General features: G+C 73.9%; 16 protein-coding genes and 1 pseudogene. 8 read left to right on the forward strand and 9 right to left on the reverse strand.

What is annotated here, in order from left to right:
* The first annotated feature begins 136 nt into the window (after positions 1-136).
* From ACGFMM_RS31770 to ACGFMM_RS31780, 3 genes are all read left to right on the forward strand, one after another.
* The gene (locus ACGFMM_RS31770) at positions 137-769 is read left to right on the forward strand and encodes a hypothetical protein (RefSeq protein ID WP_393649931.1); all 633 of its coding nucleotides are present in this window, start codon (positions 137-139) and stop codon (positions 767-769) included.
* Between the two features lie 308 nt (positions 770-1077).
* Entirely contained in the window at positions 1078-1269 is a 192-nt protein-coding gene (locus ACGFMM_RS31775; RefSeq protein ID WP_393649932.1) for a hypothetical protein, read from the forward strand.
* A 99-nt stretch (positions 1270-1368) separates the two neighbouring features.
* Positions 1369-1731 (forward strand): hypothetical protein, encoded by a 363-nt coding sequence (locus ACGFMM_RS31780; RefSeq protein WP_393649933.1) that lies wholly within the window; start codon positions 1369-1371, stop codon positions 1729-1731.
* Between the two features lie 27 nt (positions 1732-1758).
* Here the strand turns inward: ACGFMM_RS31780 and ACGFMM_RS31785 are convergent, their stop codons facing one another.
* Positions 1759-2571: a 2-phosphosulfolactate phosphatase gene (locus ACGFMM_RS31785; protein ID WP_393649934.1), complete on the reverse strand. Its 813-nt coding sequence runs from the start codon at positions 2569-2571 to the stop codon at positions 1759-1761.
* Positions 2572-2600: 29 nt separating this feature from the next.
* On the opposite strand from ACGFMM_RS31785, the gene ACGFMM_RS31790 reads away from it, so the two are divergent.
* Positions 2601-3611, forward strand: a complete 1011-nt coding sequence (locus ACGFMM_RS31790) for an NADAR family protein (RefSeq protein WP_393649935.1) — start codon at positions 2601-2603, stop codon at positions 3609-3611.
* A gap of 12 nt (positions 3612-3623) precedes the next feature.
* On the opposite strand, the gene ACGFMM_RS31795 is transcribed toward ACGFMM_RS31790, so the two are convergent.
* The gene (locus ACGFMM_RS31795) at positions 3624-4217 is read right to left on the reverse strand and encodes a TetR family transcriptional regulator (RefSeq protein ID WP_393649990.1); all 594 of its coding nucleotides are present in this window, start codon (positions 4215-4217) and stop codon (positions 3624-3626) included.
* A 110-nt stretch (positions 4218-4327) separates the two neighbouring features.
* On the opposite strand from ACGFMM_RS31795, the gene ACGFMM_RS31800 reads away from it, so the two are divergent.
* Positions 4328-5266: an oxidoreductase gene (locus ACGFMM_RS31800; RefSeq protein WP_393649936.1), complete on the forward strand. Its 939-nt coding sequence runs from the start codon at positions 4328-4330 to the stop codon at positions 5264-5266.
* Positions 5267-5303: 37 nt separating this feature from the next.
* Here the strand turns inward: ACGFMM_RS31800 and ACGFMM_RS31805 are convergent, their stop codons facing one another.
* On the reverse strand, positions 5304-6803 hold the full coding sequence (locus tag ACGFMM_RS31805) for an alpha/beta fold hydrolase (RefSeq protein WP_393649937.1): 1500 nt from the start codon (positions 6801-6803) through the stop codon (positions 5304-5306).
* A 125-nt stretch (positions 6804-6928) separates the two neighbouring features.
* Between ACGFMM_RS31805 and ACGFMM_RS31810 the strand changes: the two genes are divergently transcribed.
* The gene (locus tag ACGFMM_RS31810; protein WP_393649938.1) at positions 6929-8086 is read left to right on the forward strand and encodes an AI-2E family transporter; all 1158 of its coding nucleotides are present in this window, start codon (positions 6929-6931) and stop codon (positions 8084-8086) included.
* A 14-nt stretch (positions 8087-8100) separates the two neighbouring features.
* Here the strand turns inward: ACGFMM_RS31810 and ACGFMM_RS31815 are convergent, their stop codons facing one another.
* Genes ACGFMM_RS31815 through ACGFMM_RS31825 form a run of 3 tightly spaced genes read right to left on the reverse strand, consistent with a single transcriptional unit; the run spans position 8101 to position 10518 of the window.
* Entirely contained in the window at positions 8101-9699 is a 1599-nt protein-coding gene (locus tag ACGFMM_RS31815) for an MFS transporter (RefSeq protein ID WP_393649939.1), read from the reverse strand.
* A 36-nt stretch (positions 9700-9735) separates the two neighbouring features.
* A complete protein-coding gene (locus ACGFMM_RS31820) occupies positions 9736-10020 on the reverse strand; it encodes an SHOCT domain-containing protein (protein WP_393649940.1) in 285 nt (94 codons plus the stop codon).
* A gap of 57 nt (positions 10021-10077) precedes the next feature.
* Positions 10078-10518: a DUF6325 family protein gene (locus tag ACGFMM_RS31825; protein ID WP_393649941.1), complete on the reverse strand. Its 441-nt coding sequence runs from the start codon at positions 10516-10518 to the stop codon at positions 10078-10080.
* A gap of 158 nt (positions 10519-10676) precedes the next feature.
* Between ACGFMM_RS31825 and ACGFMM_RS31830 the strand changes: the two genes are divergently transcribed.
* Positions 10677-11609 (forward strand): MerR family transcriptional regulator, encoded by a 933-nt coding sequence (locus tag ACGFMM_RS31830; protein ID WP_393649942.1) that lies wholly within the window; start codon positions 10677-10679, stop codon positions 11607-11609.
* 4 nt (positions 11610-11613) lie between these two features.
* Here ACGFMM_RS31830 and ACGFMM_RS31835 read toward each other — a convergent pair whose 3' ends face one another.
* Positions 11614-11880, reverse strand: coding sequence for a hypothetical protein (locus ACGFMM_RS31835; RefSeq protein WP_393649943.1), 267 nt, complete (start codon positions 11878-11880; stop codon positions 11614-11616).
* Positions 11881-12050: 170 nt separating this feature from the next.
* Between ACGFMM_RS31835 and ACGFMM_RS31840 the strand changes: the two genes are divergently transcribed.
* Positions 12051-13607: an FAD-dependent oxidoreductase gene (locus tag ACGFMM_RS31840; RefSeq protein WP_393649944.1), complete on the forward strand. Its 1557-nt coding sequence runs from the start codon at positions 12051-12053 to the stop codon at positions 13605-13607.
* A gap of 24 nt (positions 13608-13631) precedes the next feature.
* On the opposite strand, the pseudogene ACGFMM_RS31845 reads toward ACGFMM_RS31840, so the two are convergent.
* Together ACGFMM_RS31845 and ACGFMM_RS31850 are read right to left on the reverse strand one after the other, a co-directional pair.
* A pseudogene (locus ACGFMM_RS31845) lies at positions 13632-13982 on the reverse strand (discoidin domain-containing protein); the annotation flags it as partial.
* Between the two features lie 15 nt (positions 13983-13997).
* Positions 13998-16061, reverse strand: coding sequence for an endo-beta-N-acetylglucosaminidase (locus ACGFMM_RS31850; RefSeq protein WP_393649945.1), 2064 nt, complete (start codon positions 16059-16061; stop codon positions 13998-14000).
* Positions 16062-16117 lie beyond the last annotated feature (56 nt).

A 16117-nucleotide genomic window follows, 5' to 3' on the forward strand; every position in this document is an offset into this window, starting at 1 on the left:
TTCCGCCCGGAAGCCGACGGCAACGCCCTTCGACGATTCGCAAGTTCTTCCGGAAAACAACTCCGTTGCACAATCAACAACCTCATACTGTGGGGGTCCGGACACCCAGTTCCGACGCACAGTCACGAGGACGCTCATGGCCGCACTTCTGCGCAAGCCGCCCTCCGACGACATCGCCCGCGCGCTGCGGGACGAACTAGGGCTCGCCCACGCCCCGCCCGCCGTGCCGCTCCCGGCGAAGGGCAGCGGGGTCCCCGCGGACAGCCTGCTGCCGCCGCGGGCGGACTTCGGCGGCGCGGACGCACCGACGCACGGCTACGTGTACGTCGACGCGCCCGCGCCGCGCCCGTTCGAGCTGCGCGTCGCGATCAACGGGGTCGCGGATCCCGGCGAGCCCGTCGCGGCCGTCGCGCCCGTCCTGGACGCCGAGACGCTCGGCGATCTGGTCTACGCCGTGCCGCTGCTCGCGCCGGTGGCCGCGCGCCTGGCGCTGGGCGCCCCGGAGGGCTCCGGGCGGGCCGGCCGGTCCGTCTTCGAGGGGGACGCGACGGTCGCGGCGCGGCTGAACGGGGACCCGAGCCTGCTGGACCGCGCCAACGCGCTCACCGCCGTACAGGAGTGCGCGCAGCGGCTGCTGACGGTGGAGCCGATGCCGCACGGGGCGGTGCTTCTCGTCCGTACCCGCAGACAGACGGTGCTGCGCGGCTGGAGCCTCGGCTCCGAGCATGTCCTGGACCTCGCCGAGCGCATCGAGACCGCGCTGTACTGAGCGCCCTGCGCGGTCCGTCGGATGCTCCGGCGCGGCGGCTCCTGAGGTGTTGTGGCACAGTGCGCGCCCGGCCGCGGGCCGGCGACCGGTCCGGGCAGGGCCGCGAACGCGTGAGGTGCGGTGCGGCCGTACGGACGCACCGCACGTCCCCTCCGGGCCCCCCGGGCGGCGCTCGGGCGTTCACCCGTCCGGCGGACGGCCGGGGCACCCGGACGCACGCCACCCGAACAGCCCCTTACGGGGCGTGCGTCGGGCGCGGGACCGGTCCACTGGAGGAGTCAAGCGTCCGCCGAATCCCGGAGACGGCCATGTACGAAATGCACGTCGGCACCGCCCCGCCGGACGGAACCCTCGTCTGGCACATCGCCGCGAAGGACCGCGCGACCGCACTCTGCGGCGAGTCCCTCCGGCACGAGCACTCCGCCGACCGCGACAGCACCGATCGGCACTGCGTGCCCTGTATGAGCTCGTTCCAGGAGCTCCTGGATCAGCGCGTATGAACCGCTGGTTATCCTGTGACCTGCGCTGACGTGGTGTCGGCGCAGCCCCGCGAGGATGGACGTGCGCCGCCCGGCCGCACGGCAGGAGACGGAGAGCCGATGGACGCCCAGCACTTCGAGCGGATCACCGCCTTCATCGAGGCACGGCTCACCCCGGTCTTCGATCCCGCCAACGGCAGCGACCACGGTTTCGGGATGGACGACACCTCGCGCGCCCTGCGCGCGCTGCGGAACGCCGTCGCCGCCGCGTCGGCGGTCAAGGGGCTCGCCGCGCAGCGGGCGACGGCCGATCCGAAGCTGCGCAGTGTCATCGACCAGGCGCTGGAGCACAACTGGGACGTGCTGCGGGGGATCGCCCGGATGTGGGAGGACCACCCAGACTTCCTCAAGGAGTTCAAGCGCCATGCCTGGGACTTCGACCTCGCGCCCGCCGCGGCCGGCGCGGAGGGCTCGGAGGGCTGACCCCGGGTCCTGGCACCGGCCTGAGTGCTACAGGCCCGTGAAGGCTCCGTCCTTCAGGATCGGCACGGCTCCGGTCGCGTCGAGTTCGGTTGCCACGGCGACGTCCGCGCCGAAGCCGTCGTCGGACAGTTCGAGCCCGGAGGCGCACGCCGTCACCGCCCCGGCCACGTCCGGCGTGGGGGCGTGCGCCAGCCGGGTCGCCTCCGCCTCGGGGGACGCCGGTCCCGCGCCGGCGGCCCGCAGGGCGGCGACGACGGCGCCGGCGCCCAGCAGGTCCTCCAGGGCGGGCCGCAGTGAGCCGTCCGGCCAGTGCTCCCCCGCCGCGATCACGACGACGGGCCGCTCCGGTGTGCCGTACCCCTGCGCGGCGAGCCGGTCGCCCACGGCCCGCGCGTTGCGCAGGCAACCGGCGACGACGGCCGCACCGCCGTCCGCGGCGGCGGCCGCGATGGTCGAGCCGTTCGGCGACGGCAGCACGAGGCGGGGCGTGGCCGGCGCCTTCCGCAGGGCGGCCGGGGACAGTGACCAGGGCCGGTCCGCGCTCACCGCCCGTCGGCCGACGGCGAGTTCGGCGTCCACGCGGGCCGCGTAGGCCGCCTCCGTGCCGTCCCGCCAGGGGTACGGGAAGACGCGTGTGCCGGCGTCCACGGCCACGGTCACGGACGTCGTGAACGACAGCACGTCGACCACCACGAGGCAGGCGGCCTCCGGTGCGAGCCGCCGGGCCCCGGCGAGTCCCCAGTCGAAGCGCACGCCGTGTCCGCGCTGGGCGAACCAGGCGCCTTCGCCGTCCCGCCCGTCGTGCCCGTCCGCCCCGTCCGCGCTGCTCGTTTCGATCATGTGCCCGAGTCTCGGCCTACACTCCCCCGGTGAGCAAGCAGCAGATCCACCGCACGGTCGACGGGGAGCGGATAGCCGGCGTCGCGCGGCCGGTGTTCCTCCGTAACGGCGACCTCCACCTCGTCCACATCGGGATCTACGCCGACGGTCTGATCGACTGCTGGGGGCTTCTCACGCTGGAGGAGTTCGCCGCCGACGTCCGGCGCGGCCGGATCGTCACGCGGTTCGAGGAGGGAGCGCGGGCGTCCGTCTTCGAGACGGTGCAGTGGGACTTCGGCCGGGTGCGGTCGAGCGTGCTGACGCCCGAGTCGCTGATCGCCGAGGTCCGGGACGACATCGACCGCCTCAACGGCCGGCCGGATGCGACCGAGCGCGCCTGGCGCGCGGTCCACGCGTTCCGCGTCGAGCCGACCGAGGAGCGGCGGGCCGTGCTGAGGGCCGCGTACGAGCAGATCCCGGAGCACGAGCGGCACGCCGCCCTCGCGGACCACTCGGTGGGCGACGGGCCGCTGTACGACCTGGCCATGGGCGTCGGGCCGGGCGTGACGGCCGATCAGTACCGGGAGTCCCTGGCCTATTTCGACGAGGAGTGGGGCGACGCCCGGGCGTGCCTGGCCCGGTTCGAGCAGGCGCCGGAGCCCGAGGTGCATCCGACGGCGGTACTCGCCCCGTGGCCGCCGGCCTCGGGGCCGCCGGAGCCTCCCGGGCTCGCGGTGCTGCGCAACGAGTGGCCGGCGCCGATCCGGGTCGGCGAGGTCGTGTACGCGTCGGTGAGCGAGGCGTGGGCGGCGCTCGATCCGCCGGCCGAGGCGCGTACGGCGGTGATGGCGGCGCTGCTACGGGCCAAGTACGGCAGTCACCCGGAGCTTGCGGCGGCGCTCACCGGGACCGGTACGGCGCGGATCCACTGGCAGCCCCAGTGGGCCGACGCCGATGCGTCCTTCTGGGGCTGCGAGGCGGACGGCCGGAACTGGATGGGCCGACTCCTGGAGCTCGTCCGCGGCGAACTGCACCTGAAGCGGCTGAACCTGCCGCTGTGAGCGCGCCGGACGTCAGTCCTGCCGTACGACGGCGTCCAGGGAGGGCGCGATGACGGCGAAGGCGCGGGCGACGAGCTCCGCGGGATCGTCGGCGCCGTCGGAGTCGCTCCAGCGTCGCAGCACCGTGTCGTAGGCGGTCAGTGCCATCCCGGCGGCGAGGTGCGGATACAGGTCGGTTCCGGTGTCGAGGCCGAGGCGGCGGGCCAGTTCCTCGGCCAGGTCGTCGCGCCACTGCGCCTGCCGTTCCAGGAAGCGGGCCAGCAGCGCGGGGGTGCGCAGGATGAGCTGGACCACGCCCAGGGCGCGGTCGGTGTGCTCGCCGCAGGTGTCGAGGGGTACACGTACGGCGTGCAGCAGCGCGACGGACGGCGGCTCGTCGGCGGGGCGTTCCGCGAGCGCGGCGCGGACGTCCGTGCCCATCTCGGTCAGGAAGCGGACGACCACCTCCTCCTTGGAACCGAAGTAGCGGAAGAACGTGCGCTTGGACACGCCCGCGGCGGCTGCGATCTCGTCGACGGTGACGCCGTCGAAGCCCTTGCGGGCGAGCAGCTGGAGGGCGGCTTCGGTCAACTCGGAGGTCACGAGGAGACGTTTGCGCTGGGCCATGGTCACTTCGGGGCGGAGAGTGCTCACCCGTCGATCCTACCCGCGCACGCCAAGAACGGCACAGTGAAGCATTCTTGACACCGAGTGACACAAGCGGCAACGTGTGTCGCATGACTCGGCATCAGCAGTGGACCGCCGCCCATGTTCCCGACCAGACCGACCGGGTGTGCGTCGTCACCGGAGCCACCAGCGGCCTCGGCCTGGCGACCGCCCGTACCCTCGCCCACAGCGGCGGGCACGTGATCCTCGCGGTGCGCGACGAGGCGAAGGGCCGCCGGACGGCCGCCGACCTCGCCGCCGAGCGGCCGGGGGCACGCCTGGAGGTGCGCCGGCTCGACCTGGCGGACCTCACCTCGGTCCGGGCCTTCGCGGACGGGCTGCACGCCGACCACGAACGGGTCGACCTGCTCGTCAACAACGCGGGGGTGATGGCCCCGCCGCGCACGCTCAGCGCCCAGGGCCACGAGCTGCAGTTCGCCGCCAACCACCTCGGCCACTTCGCGCTCACCGGGCTCCTGCTCGACCTGCTGGGCGCCGGGCGGGATCCCCGGGTCGTCACGGTCAGCTCGCTCAAGCACCGGCAGGGACGGCTGGACTTCGACGACCTCTCCGGTGCACGCCGGTACCACCCCATGGAGTTCTACAGCCGGTCGAAGCTGGCCAACGCTCTCTTCGGGCACGAACTGCACCGCCGGCTCTCCGCGGCCGGCAGCCCGGTGCGCAGTCTGCTCGCCCACCCCGGGTACGCGGCGACCGCCCTGCCGGCCGGTTCCGTCGGCCTGGTGAAGACGCTGTTCGGCCGTCTGCTCACCCCGCTGGCGCAGTCCGCGGAGCAGGGCGCGCTGCCGCAGCTGTACGCCGCCACCGCGCCCGAGGCGCGAAGCGGGGAGTTCTTCGGCCCGAGCGGCCCGGGCGAACTGCGCGGCGCACCCACCAGGGTCGCCCTGGCGCCGCAGGCGACGGACACGGAGACGGCCCGCCGCCTGTGGGAGGTTTCGGAGCAGCTGACGGACGTACGCTTCGTCCTCGCGGGACCGGCCCGTACGTAGCGCATACGCCGGCCCTCCTCCCCCGTCGGCGGCCCGTTCAGCTCTCCAGGCGGTCGAGCACGGCGCGCATCGTCCGCTCCACGGCGCGGCGCGCGTCCTCGGAGCGGTCGGTCGTCTCGAAGCCGTGCGTCCCGCCGGGCAGGTCGATCACCTCGACGTCGGCCGCGGTCCCCTCGGCCGCGGCGAGGAACGCCTCGACGGTCGAGGCGATCTCGGCGCGCTCCCCTCCCACCCGCAGCAGCACGATCGGCGGGCGGTTCCCGGCCCTGCCGAGCGCGGCGGCCGGCCGGAAGCGCGGCTCGAACGGGCCCCAGTTGGGCAGCGGCGCGAGGATCGGGTACGCCGCCGCCACGCAGCGCAGCCAGGGCGGGGGTTCGGCGATCCACTCGGCACAGAGCAGCCCGCCGGCGGAGAGGAACCACAGGGCGATCCGGTCCGGGTCGACGCGCGGATCCGCGCGGACCAGGTCGACGGCGGCGGCGAGGTCCTCGGCGGCCCGCGGGTAGGCGGAGAGGTCGTGCAGCCGGTGGTCCAGGGTCGCCCCGACCACGCCGAGGCCCGCCGCGTACCGGGCGTAGCCCACGAGCGTCGGCCAGTCGCGCGGGGTGGGCTCCACCCCGGCGGGGACGGGGCCGCCGTGGACGAACAGCACCGCGGGGCGGGGCCCGTCGGCCTCGGGCGGGTACAGATCGACCCGCCCCACGCGCTCGCGCCGCCGTTCGGGCAGGTCGAGCAGGAACGGTCGCAGGTGCGGCGGCAGTTCGCCCTCGGCGGGCCGGGTCACACGCCGGCCCTCGCCCTTCGCGGATGCCAGCAGGACCTCGGCCAGCCCGTCGGGCGCGGAGAGCATCGGCCAGTGCCCCGTGGCGAGTTCGAGATAGGTGATCCTCGGGTCGGCCAGGGCCTGGAACCGGGGATCGCCGAGCTCGACCAGGGACTGCACGGTGGCGATGCTCGACCCGTTGGCGATGCACAGCACCCCGGTCAGGGGAAGCTCCGTGGCCGCGGCGGTGAGCCGGAGCGGCTGCGTGAGGGTGGCCGGGGGCTGCGGGGCCGCTTCGCGGATCAGCCGGCCGAGCGTCGCGTCGTCCAGCCCGTCGGTGCTCCCCCACCGCTGCCAGGCCTCGCGCGAGGCGGGCGGCGGCAGGTGCGCGGGCCCCTCTGCCAGAGCCTGGTGCACGGCCGGGTCCGGTACGAGGGCGAGTGCGGTCGCTCCGTCCTGGACGAGGGGGGTGTCCACGTGGACGACGCGGGTGATCCGCCCGGGGCGGCGGCCGGCCGCGCCGAGAACCGGGTGGATGCCGTAGTCGTGGCCCACCAGCACCACCTCCGGGTCGCCGATCTCGTCGACGAGTTCCACCAGTTCGCGGACGTGCCGCTCCAGATCCGTCCCCGGCGGGGCCGCGGGCGCACCGCTTCCCATCCCGGTCAGCACCGCCGCATGCGCCCCGGCCCCGGCCGCACGCAGTTGCGCCGCCACGTCGTGCCACACCCAGTCGCCCGTGTACGCCCCCGCCACCAGAACGAACGCCGTCATGACTCTCCCCTCGTACGGTCCTCTCGGCTGCCCCGGCACGGTAGGAACTCCCCCTGCGGGAGATTCAAGTGGCGGTGCGGGGGCGGCCCTCGGCGTGCCCGGGGCCGGTCAATAGGGTGGCCTCCATGTCTGCCTCGTTGAGTTCCACGAAAGCGACCGCGGCGCTCCGCACCGCGGCCCGCGTCTCCGCCGAGTCATTGCTGGTGCTGGTCATGGCGGCAGTGACGCTGTGGATCCTCGGCCACATGTGGTCGGTCGTCTGGCCGCTCGTCGTGGGCCTGTTCCTGACGACGCTGACGTGGCCGCCGACGCGCTTCCTGCGCCGGCACGGCTGGCCGCCGGCCCTGGCCGCGGCCGTCGTCACCGTCGCGTTCCTGCTCGTCGTCGCCGGGATCGTCGCGCTGATCGCGGTGCCGGTCGCGTCCCAGTCCGGTGAGCTGTCGCAGGGGGTCGTGGAGGGGATCCAGCGGCTGCGCGAGTGGGCCGCCGGACCGCCGCTGAACATCGGCCAGGACGAGCTGACCGGCGCGTTCGACACGGCGGTCGACCGTGTGCAGGACAGCATCGGCAGCATGGTCACCGCGGTCGTCTCCGGGGTGGGCACCGTGTTCAACGGCGTCGTCACGGCCTTCCTGGCGCTGTTCCTGATGTTCTTCTTCCTCAAGGACGGGCCGCGGTTCCTGCCCTGGCTCACCCGTCAGCTCCCGGGCCGCCTGGCCGTCGACGTGCCCGTCGTGGCGGAGCGGAGCTGGGACACGCTGGGCGCGTTCGTGCGCAGCCAGGCCTTCGTCGGTCTGCTGGACGCCGTCTTCATCGGCCTCGGACTGTGGATCCTCGACGTGCCCCTGGTCTGGCCGCTGGCCGTGCTGACCTTCGTCTCCGCGTTCGTGCCGATCATCGGCGCGCTGTTCGCCGGTCTGGTCGCGGTGCTCATCGCACTGGTGTCGAACGGCCCGACGGACGCGCTCATCGTCCTGGCGATCATCATCGTGGTGCAGCAGCTGGAGGGCAACGTCTTCCAGCCGATGATCCAGAGTCGCGGTCTCGGCCTGCACGCAGCCGTCGTCCTGCTCGCCGTGACGCTGGGCGGCAGCCTGGCCGGCATCGTGGGCAGCCTGCTCGCCGTTCCGGTGGCGGCGCTCATCGGCGTGTTCTGGAACTACCTTCGCGCCCAGTTGAGCGACCCGCAGCAGGAGCCGGAGCCGGAATCGGGACCGGACACGCCGGACGCCCCGGACACGGACCCCGACGCGTCGCGGGCCCCGGTCCCCGCCGCCTCCTGACGGCGGCTCCCCATTCAGCTCTCCTCGCGCTTCCCGGCCGTCGGACGGCGGCCGGGAAGGCCGCGGGTGAAGAGGAAACTCGCCAGCGTGATCCCGCTGCAGGCGAGGACCGCCGTCTTGAGTCCCTGGATCTGGGCGTCCTGGTAGTTCTCCACGAGCGCGTCGGCCTCCGCCGGCGGGATGGAGGGCTCGGCGGCCAGCGCGTCCGCGAGGTCGTCGGCGGGCACGAAGGAGATGCCCGCCTCCACCCGCACGGTGGCCCGGTCGGCGACCGCCGCGGACACCCGCGGGTCGTCCGCGACGTACCGCGTGACGGAACCGGCCAGCGCGCCGATGAGCAGGGCGCCGATGAGCGCCGTGCCGAGCGACGAGCCGAGGTTCTGCGCGGTGTACTGCAGTCCGCCCGCCTCGCTGCGGTCCTCCTCCCGGACACTGGACTGCACGACGTTGCCCAGCTGGGAGGCGAGCATGCCGAGGCCGAGGCCGAGGAGCGTCATCGCCCCGGCGAAGGACGCGCCCTTCAGCTCCGGCTCGATCGCCGTGATCAGCCACACGGTGGCGCCGAGCAGCACCACCAGGCCCGCCCGGACGACGGTGCGCGGCGACGCGATGCGCAGCAGCAGACTGCCGCACATCGAGGCGCCGAGCATGGCGATCGAGACGGGCAGCAGCTTCAGACCCGTCTCGAAGGCGTCGAGGCCCTGGACGATCTGCAGGTAGAGCGGGATGAGGAAGAACAGCCCCAGCAGGATCGTGTTCTGGTTGAACAGGGTCACGAGCCCGGAGCGCAGCGTCCTGTTGCGGAGCAGGTCCAGCGAGACGAGGGGCGTACGGCCCCGCTTCTCGCGCCGCCGTTCGTGGCGGCAGAAGACGTACAGCAAGGCCCCGCCGACCGCGAAGACGAACAGGGTCGGCGCGAACCCCAGCACGGTGAACGGCGGATTGCGCGGCTCCACCCAGCCCCAGGTGCCGCTCTGCAGCACGGCCAGGACCATCAGGGCGAGGGCCGCGGCGGACAGGACGACGCCCGGCGTGTCGAGCTCGGGGCGCTCGGCCGGCCGGGGCTGCGGGGGCACCCAGCTGATCAGCAGCAGGATGAGCGCGACGAGGACGACCTCTCCGGCGAACACCAGCCGCCAGGTGAGGTACGTGGTGACCCAGCCGCCGAGCAGCGGGCCCACCGCGATGCCCGCGCCCGCGAGCCCGCCGACGACGCCGTAGGCGACGGCACGGTCGCGTCCCGTGTAGGAGCCGGCGACCAGCGACGCGAGGGCGGGCAGCACGAGCGCCGCCCCGAGGCCCTCGATGACGGACCAGCCGAGTGCCAGCACGCCCAGGGTGGGGGCGACGGCGGTGAGCCCCGAGCCGACTCCGTACACGGCGAGGCCCACGATGAAGACGCGCCGCCGGCCGAACATGTCGCCGAGCTTGCCGCCGGTCATCATGAAGGCGGCCATCACCAGCGTGTAGAGGGTGATGACCGCCTGGATGGCGGTGACCTCGGTGTCGAAGTCCTCGACCAGCTGACTGATGGACACGTTCATGACCGAGGCGTCCAGCACCATCAGGAACTGGGCCGTCCCGAGCACGATCAGCGGTTTCCACTTGTTCACCGCCGGCTCCCCGTCGGCTCCCGGTCGGCGCCGACGTCAGGCACCGAGGATCTTGGCCTTCTGGGCGGCGAACTCGTCCTCGGTGAGCACGCCCTGGTCCTTCAGCGCGGAGAGCTGCTGGAGCTGGGCGATCCGTTCGTCCATCGACACTTCCTGCGTCGGCGCGGCCGGCTGAGGCGCGGGGGCCGGCGGAGGCTGCTCGTAGCGGGCGTCCTGCTGGGCCCACCGGCCCGCCTGACGGCGTGAGACTCGATTGGACACGGCGGTGGCCGTGCCGGCGACGACGGCGGTCCGTGCGACGCCTCGTAGCAGTCCGGGCATCTTCTGCCTCCCGGGTCGGGACCCGTCAGGGCGGGTCGGGGGACGGGCCGTCTGGCCTCAGGCGGCGTCGAGGGCGTCGAGCGCGGCGACGACGTCCTGGACCGGTACGCGTCCGCCGGCGATCATGCGGGCGCCCGCGCGGCGCAGCGCGGCGGCCAGCGGCGCGGCCCACAGGTTCTCGTAGAGCAGGACGCAGGCGGAGTCGCCGGGCGACAGCAGCCCCCCGGCCTCGGTTCTGTCCTCCTCGCCGAGCAGACCGGAGGACGCGCCCTCGAAGAATGTGAGGTCGAGCTCTCCGTCGGCGTCCAGGTCCGTCAGCTCCATGCCGAGCAGCGTCCCGTCCGCCTCCTTCTTGACGACGGTCAGGTCGAGGATGCGGATGATGCCGCGCTCGACCAGGTCGCCGAGGAGGGGCAGGCCCTCGCCCGTGAATCGGCTTCCCGGGAACTCGATCACCAGGTAGTCGATGGGGCCGGGTTCGTCGGAAGGGGTGGTCACGTCGGCTCCTCTCGGCGGGTTCGGGCGTGCGGTCGCACACCGCGCCGCTGCGTTGTCTCCATCGTGGCACCGAAGCGCAGGGATCACCTTCCGAGGCGTCGCGGGCGGGATACTGGCAGCCGGAGCGGGGGCGGGGAGCCCTCCGGGGGAGGTGCGCGATGTCGCCCGACGGCCTGTGGAGCATCGGTGAGCTGGCCGAGCGCGCCGACGTGACGGTCAAGACCGTGCGGTACTACTCGGACGGCGGGCTGCTGCCCGAGGCGGACCGCAGCGCCGGCGGGCACCGGCGGTACGGGCCCGAGGCACTGGAGCGGCTGCGGCTGATCCGCTCGCTGCGCACGCTGGACCTGCCGGTGCCGGAGGTCGCCCGGGTGCTCGACGACGAGGACGGCGACGTCTTCGAGGGCGTGTTCGAGGGCGTCGTCGAGGGGCAGTTGCGGGAGCTCGGTGCGCAACTGGCCGCGCTGCGCTGGCGGGAGGCCGCGCTGCGGCTCGTACGGGACTGTCCGCCGTCGGAACGGGCCGAGCGGCTGCGGCTGGTGGGCGCGGTGCGGGTGCCGCCGAACACCGACGCGCTGGCCCGGTTCTGGCGGCGCTGGCTGCCGCCGCGGCTGCCCGCGCCGGTCGTGGCGACGGTCCTGGAGCAGACGGTGCCGCAGCCGCCGGACGAGCCGTCGCCGGGCCAGGTGCTGGCCTTCGCGCGGCTGCACGCGTTCGTGTCCGCGCCCTGCGGGGGCGGCGACCGCGCCCAGCCGGCCGCGCACCGCACGGACGGCGGGCATCGGCCGGCCGTGCTGTACGAGGGCCTGGACGACGCGTACGCGCTGGCCGCGCCCCAGCTGCGGGCGGGCCTGGCCCCCCGGGCGGGCGAGGCGCTGGACTGCTTCGTCGCCGCGTACGCCTGCTCCGGTGGGGTGAGGGACACCCCCGGCTTCCGCCGGGACCTGGGACGCGTCCTCGCGGCGGATCCGCGGATCGACCGCTACTGGCAGCTGGCCGCCGAGGTGTTCGGCCCCGGCCACACCACCGCCGGAGCGGCCCACGACTGGCTCCTCGCGGCCCTGCACAACCAGCTCAACGCCGCGGCCTGACTCCCTACGGCGTGTCGCCGCGCCAGTCCCAGCGTCTCGGATCGCCGGAGCGCGGCGCGTACTGGGCACGGCCGCCCGAGCCGTACGCCCCTATCTCCGTCGGCAGGGCGACCGGCTCCCCCAGTTGGCGCTCGGTCCAGCCGGTGACGTCGAGGAGCAGTCCGTCGAGCGGCCCCGCCACCAGTTCGCGGTAGTCGCGCCCCGGGCGCGGCCCGGGGTCGGGGTCGTCGTGGTCGGCGCCGTAGACACGCCCTCTCATCAGCTCGTCCATGCCCGCAAGCTTCGCAGCCGACACTGACAACGCCCGGTTCACCGCTCCAGCGCCCGCGGTCGCCACGCGTCACGCGCCGGTCACCCCCGGCGCTCGCGGCACGGCGGGCACATGGCGCGACGGCGCAGCGGGTACACCGAACTGGGGGCACCACCGGCGGGAGGCTCCGCATGCACGACCCTCTGGCGCTCAACGACGGAAGCGGGCCGCTGTCCCACTGGCTCGACACGGCGCACCGCCGGCCCCGGCCCCCGCTCGACGAGGACCTGACGGTCGACGTGGCCGTCGTCGGCGGCGGCATCGCCGGACTCGTCACCGCGTGGGAGCTGGCGCGGGCGGGCCGCGAGGCCGTGGTCCTGGAGGCCGGCCGGATCCTGTCCGGAACGACCGGGTCCACCACCGGCAAGGTCACCGCGCTCCACGGGCTGCGCTACGAGCGGCTGCGCCGCACGGTGGGCGAGGAGGGCGCGGGGCTGTACGCGGCCGCCCAGCAGGACGCGGTCGAGCGTCTCGTCGAGATCTGCGCCGACCTGGACGTGGACGTGGAGCTCGAACTCCGGTCCGCCTGCACGTACGTGACGGAGCCGGACGGCGTCGCGGAGGTCCGCGCGGAGACCGCCGCGGCCCGGGCCGCGGGGCTCGACGCGCACTTCGTCACCGAGACCGGGCTGCCGTTCCCGGTCGCCGCGGCCGTCCGCGTCGACGACCAGTACCAGTTCCATCCGGCGGCCTTCCTGACGGCGCTCGCGGACGCGTTCACCGCCGCCGGCGGACGGATCCACGAGCACACCCGCGTCATCGACCTGCACGAGCGCGCCCGCATCCGTCTGGAGACGGAGGACGGGGCCGTCGTCCGGGCCGCGGACGCCGTGGTCGCCACCGGCTTCCCGGTCTTCGCCCCGACCTCCCTGCTGATCCGCCTCGCGCCGCGCCACGAACTGGTGATCGCCGCTCCCCTGCCGGAGGCGGCGGACCCGCAGGGCATGTACCTCACGCCGGAGGACCGGACGCGCTCGGTGCGCACCGCCCCGTACGGGGCGGGCCGGCGGCTGCTGATCGTGACGGGCGAGGCGTTCCGGCCGGGCGCCGGCGACGTCGGCACGCGGTACGCCCGCCTGGAGAGTTGGGCGCGCCGGTACTTCCCCGGTTTCGGCGAGGCGGGCGCGCCGCTGCGCTGGGCCGCGCAGGACGTGGACTCGGCCGATCTGGCGCCGTACGTGGGCCATATGCATCCGGGGACGCAGCACGTGTACGTGGCCACCGGGTTCGGCGGCTGGGGCATGAGTGGCGGGGTGATGGCGGGCCGGCTGCTCGCCGCCCATCTGCTGGGGCTGCCGCGGCCGTCGTGGACCGAGCTGTGCGATCCCCGGCGGCCGGCTCCCCCGAGGGAGCTGCCGGAGCTGGTGCGGGAGCAGCGGGAGGTCGCGGCGCACTATCTGGGCGACCGGCGCCGTCTGGAGCGGGCCGAGTCGCTGGACACGCTGCTGCCGGGTACGGGTGCGGTGGTACGGGACCACGGGCAGCCGCGGGCGGTGCAGCGGGACGTGTCGGGGGTGCTGCACGCGCTGTCGGCCCGCTGTACGCACATGGGGTGCCTGGTGGCGTACAACGAGGCCGAGCAGACGTGGGAGTGCCCGTGCCACGGTTCGCGGTTCGCGCCGGACGGGTCGGTGCTGCAGGGGCCTGCGACGGAGCCCCTGCCGCGCCGTGCCCGCCCGGACGTGTAGGTCCGGACGTGTAGTGACGTGCCCTTACGGTCCCCAGGCCTCGAACTCGTAGATCCGGGCGGCCGGATCGGTGGTCTGGGCGGGCCGCGTGATCTGGAGCCGGGCGTAGCGGGCCGTGACGGACACCGGGTGGGTGGTGACGGCGGCGGTGTTGCCGGTGACGGTGGCCGCCGTGGTCCACGGGTCGGCGGTCGAGGAGCGGACCTGGAGGGTGAAGTCTCGGGTGTTCCACGAGGCGCTCTCGCCGCCGGCGGCCGCGTGCCGGACGGTGAACCGGGTCAGGGCGCGGGCCGAACCGAGGTCCACCTCGAGCCACTTGTCGCTCGTCATGGTGCACCACTTGTCGGCGTTGCCGCCGTTGACGGTGCCGTTGACGGCCTTGGCCGGGGTCTAGGAGGAGTTGCACTGTCCGGAGGCGGTGGCGGGCCGGTTCAGGGCGAGGTTCGTCTCGGGCGCGGTGCCGGACCAGGAGACGGTGGTGGTGGCGACCGGTGAGCGCCCGTACTCGGTGGAGACGGCCTCGACGTCGAGCGTCGTGGTGGTCTCCGTGCCGACGCGGTCGAGCCGGGGCACGAAGTACGCGTCGTTCGGCGTCGCCCCGAGGAAGGTGCGGCTGCCGTCGGGGTTGCGGCGGTGGACCTCGTAGTGGTGCACGGCGCCGGTGGCCGAGGGGGTCCAGCCGAGGCGCAGGGTCTTGCGGGTGCCGCTGACGTCGGTCGAGCCGAGGACTGTGACGCCGGTCGGCGCGGCGGCGGTGTCGACCGTTCCGTCGTACACGGCGAGCTGCCCGACGCGGATGTCGTAGGCGGGGTCGGAGCCGGCGGCCTGGAGGCCGATCTGGGCGATCGTGCGGCCGGCGTACGCGGACAGGTCGAGCGTCCTGGTCTCCCAGCCCGTGCCCGCGGTCGCGCCGAGGTCGAGGGTGGTGAACGCGGTGGGCGCGTCGGTGAAGGAGACGGCGGCCTTGAGCCGGGTCGGTCCGGCGGCCGGGGTCTTCACGACCACGGAGAGCTTGGTGTCGGCCGCCACGGGGAGCTTCGTCTGGTACAGGCGGACGGTGTTGACGGCGTCGAGGACGCCGCTGAGCCGCAGCGAGGAGCCGCCCTCGTAGGCGTCGGTGAAGTCGACGGACGGGGTGAGACGGCTGCCGGCGGAGGAGACCAGCCAGCGGTAGGTGGGCGGCACGTCCTGGAGGGAGAGGTTGTTCCAGCCGGTCGACGAGACCCGGTTGCCGCGGGAGTGGTGGAAGTCGCCCTGCCCCGCGTTGAACGAGGTGACGAAGGGCTTCGCGGTCACGGCGGAGGACTCGGGGATGTAGTGCGCGAGGCCCTTCCAGGACGAGGTGGTCGTGGTGTTCGACGGGTCGCCGTTGGCGCCGTCCCAGTAGCGGGCCTCACGGGCATGCGAATCGGCGCGGCCGGACGAGGAGTTGTGGGTCCACTCGGGGCGGTAGATGCCCAGCGAGGTGACGTGCTTCTGGCCGGCGGGGAAGACCGAGCCCCAGGGTACGGAGGTGTTGTAGCCGTTGGCCTCGGTGTCGATGCCGGCGGCCAGTTCGTACTCGCCGCGGCCCAGGTTCCGGGCGAGGGTGCGGGAGGAGTCGAGTGCGGCGGCGCTCCAGCCGAAGTCCAGGAACATGGAGTCCGAGGTGCGCTGCGCTCCTTCCTGCAGGAAGGAGTCGTTGGCACCGGTGAGCGCGTCCTGCCAGCTCACGGAGCCGGATTCGGTCATGGCGTCGTACCACATGAACTCGACTGGTCCGAGGCCGCGGGCGTAGCGCATCGCGTTGCGCAGCTCGGTGGCGAGGGTCGCGTCGCCGCCGGCGGTCTCCTGGTTGACGAACCAGCCGTCGAAGCCGTAGTGCTGCGCGACCTGGGCGAGTTTCGCGGCGACGGGGTAGGTGCCGCCGGACTTCTGGACGAAGTCGCGGACCCACTGGATCTGGCCGCCGTAGGCGGTCGGCGGGAAGAAGACGGTGCCGTAGACCTTCACGCCGTTGCGGTGGGCGGCGTCGATGACGGTGGCGTTGGGGGCGAGGATCAGGCCCTCGCCGGCGGAGCCGCCCCAGAAGACCAGCTTGTCGACGTACTGCCAGTGGCCGAAGGCGTAGTAGTGGGGTTCGAGGGAGCCCTGGGAGGGGTTGTTCGAGGTGGGGCCGAAGGAGACCAGGGCGGTGACGCCGCCCTCGCCGGAGCGGGCGTTGGCGTTGGCCTTGAGGGCGGGGTCGGATACGCGCGTTCGCAGGGGGACGCGGGACCGGTTGAAGCGGGCGTCGGGGTCGGTCGCCGGGTCCCAGTTCAGGATCGTGTTCGGGTACCAGTACGAGGCGTGGGGCTGGTCGCCCGCGGCCGCGGCCCGCACCGGTTTCGGCGGGGGCGCGCCGTGCGCGGGGGTGAGGCCGAGTACCGCGGCGATCAGGGCCGTGGTCAGCAGGAGGGTGAGGGGTCGTCTCATCCGGGGCTCCGTTCCAGCGTTCGGGGGTGGGGGTGCTGGACGTGCGTGGCGTGCGG

It is taken from the genome of Streptomyces sp. NPDC048604, assembly GCF_043199435.1.
Lineage (GTDB): Bacteria > Actinomycetota > Actinomycetes > Streptomycetales > Streptomycetaceae > Streptomyces.

Coding starts and splice junctions, on each gene's coding strand:
- ACGFMM_RS31770 (WP_393649931.1), top strand. CDS start 137: ATGGCCGCACTTCTGCGCAAGCCGCCCTCCGACGACATCGCCCGCGCG.
- ACGFMM_RS31775 (WP_393649932.1), top strand. CDS start 1,078: ATGTACGAAATGCACGTCGGCACCGCCCCGCCGGACGGAACCCTCGTC.
- ACGFMM_RS31780 (WP_393649933.1), top strand. CDS start 1,369: ATGGACGCCCAGCACTTCGAGCGGATCACCGCCTTCATCGAGGCACGG.
- ACGFMM_RS31785 (WP_393649934.1), bottom strand. CDS start 2,571: ATGATCGAAACGAGCAGCGCGGACGGGGCGGACGGGCACGACGGGCGG.
- ACGFMM_RS31795 (WP_393649990.1), bottom strand. CDS start 4,217: ATGGCCCAGCGCAAACGTCTCCTCGTGACCTCCGAGTTGACCGAAGCC.
- ACGFMM_RS31800 (WP_393649936.1), top strand. CDS start 4,328: ATGACTCGGCATCAGCAGTGGACCGCCGCCCATGTTCCCGACCAGACC.
- ACGFMM_RS31805 (WP_393649937.1), bottom strand. CDS start 6,803: ATGACGGCGTTCGTTCTGGTGGCGGGGGCGTACACGGGCGACTGGGTG.
- ACGFMM_RS31810 (WP_393649938.1), top strand. CDS start 6,929: ATGTCTGCCTCGTTGAGTTCCACGAAAGCGACCGCGGCGCTCCGCACC.
- ACGFMM_RS31820 (WP_393649940.1), bottom strand. CDS start 10,020: ATGCCCGGACTGCTACGAGGCGTCGCACGGACCGCCGTCGTCGCCGGC.
- ACGFMM_RS31830 (WP_393649942.1), top strand. CDS start 10,677: ATGTCGCCCGACGGCCTGTGGAGCATCGGTGAGCTGGCCGAGCGCGCC.
- ACGFMM_RS31835 (WP_393649943.1), bottom strand. CDS start 11,880: ATGGACGAGCTGATGAGAGGGCGTGTCTACGGCGCCGACCACGACGAC.
- ACGFMM_RS31840 (WP_393649944.1), top strand. CDS start 12,051: ATGCACGACCCTCTGGCGCTCAACGACGGAAGCGGGCCGCTGTCCCAC.
- ACGFMM_RS31850 (WP_393649945.1), bottom strand. CDS start 16,061: ATGAGACGACCCCTCACCCTCCTGCTGACCACGGCCCTGATCGCCGCG.